Origin of the sequence: Oerskovia sp. NPDC060287, from assembly GCF_042726775.1 — a bacterium.
GTDB lineage: Bacteria > Actinomycetota > Actinomycetes > Actinomycetales > Cellulomonadaceae > Oerskovia > Oerskovia merdavium.
Genome location: NZ_JBHXBO010000412.1, coordinates 1 through 1,292 on the forward strand (window position 1 = coordinate 1; position 1,292 = coordinate 1,292).

Annotated in this window: 2 protein-coding genes; both read right to left on the reverse strand. The window is 69.1% G+C overall.

All coding sequences use genetic code 11. The features are described from left to right. A partial coding sequence (locus ACFWFR_RS19385) for an ABC transporter permease subunit (protein ID WP_377624213.1) occupies positions 1 to 453 on the reverse strand: 453 nt, incomplete at its 3' end. Then, positions 450 to 1,139: an amino acid ABC transporter permease gene (locus ACFWFR_RS19390; RefSeq protein WP_030150550.1), complete on the reverse strand. Its 690-nt coding sequence runs from the start codon at positions 1,137 to 1,139 to the stop codon at positions 450 to 452. The genes ACFWFR_RS19385 and ACFWFR_RS19390, both read right to left, overlap by 4 nt. Positions 1,140 to 1,292 lie beyond the last annotated feature (153 nt).

Below are 1,292 nucleotides of genomic sequence, written 5' to 3' on the forward strand. Positions count from 1 at the left end.
GTTGTACAGGATCAGGGCGATCACGACCGCCATGAACGGGGCGTCGGGCACCTTGAGCTGGGCCAGGAAGAGCCAGAAGAAGATCATCATGAGCAGGACCGGGACCGCCCGGAAGAACTCGACGACCAGGCCCGAGAGCCAGCGCACGGCCTTGACCGCCGACAGGCGCCCGATGCCGAAGAGCAGACCGAACACGATCGCCCCGACGATCGCGACGCCGGCCGCGCGCAGGGTGTCGAGCAGGCCGGGGAGATAGAAGTTCTCCCAGGCGTCGGCCGTGAAGATCGGCTGCCACTTCTCCGCGGTGAGCTGACCCTCGCGGCCCAGCAGCACCAGGGCGTAGGTCGCGATCCCCGCGACCACGATCGCCCCGACGACGTTGCCGACCAAGATGTTGCGGCGGCCGCGCGGCCCGGGGGCGTCGAACAGGACCGTCTGCTGCTGGGCGGTCATCGCTTCACCGCCAGACGGCGCGAGAGCGCGGTCGTCGCGAGCCCGACCGGGATCACGAGGATCACGTAGCCGATCGCGAAGGTCAGGAAGATCGCGATGATGACGTCGGAGTCGAACTCGATCATGGTCTTCATGAGGCTGGAGGTCTCCGTCGCGACGCCGGCCGCGGCGGCGACGGTCGAGTTCTTGATGAGGGCGATGAGCACGTTGCCGAGCGGGGCCACCGAACCGCGGAAGGCCTGCGGGAGGATCACGATCCGCGCCGCCGGCAGGAACGAGAGGCCGATCGCGCGGGCCGCCTCGGCCTGGCCGATCGGCACCGTGTTGACCCCGGAGCGGATCGCCTCGCACACGAACGCCGCGTGGTAGACCGCGAGGCCCAGCACCGCGAAGCGGAAGAAGTTGGACGGGAAGTCGTCGGCGAGCTGGATCTTGAGCTGGCCCCAGACCCCGAGGGTCAGGAACACCATGATGATCGTCAGCGGCGTGTTGCGGAACAGCGTGACGTACGTGGCGCCGGCCCACTGCAGGCTCGGGATCGGCGAGATCCGCATGAGCGCGAGCACCGTGCCGATGACGAGCGCCAGGATCGCCGCCCAGAACGTGAGCTGGATGTTGACCCAGAACGCGCCCAGGACGTCGTACGACTCGAAGAGCCGCAGGAACTGAGAGAGGTAGTCACCCACGACGGGTCACCCTTCACGAGGTGCAGCGCGGACGCTGCACGAGACCGGACCGGGACGGGTGCTGCGCCGGGCGGGGGGGGGCCCCGGGGGGCCGCGCGCCCCCCCCGGCGCCGCGGGGCGGGGAGATATTAAAAAAAACCAGCCCCCCAGACC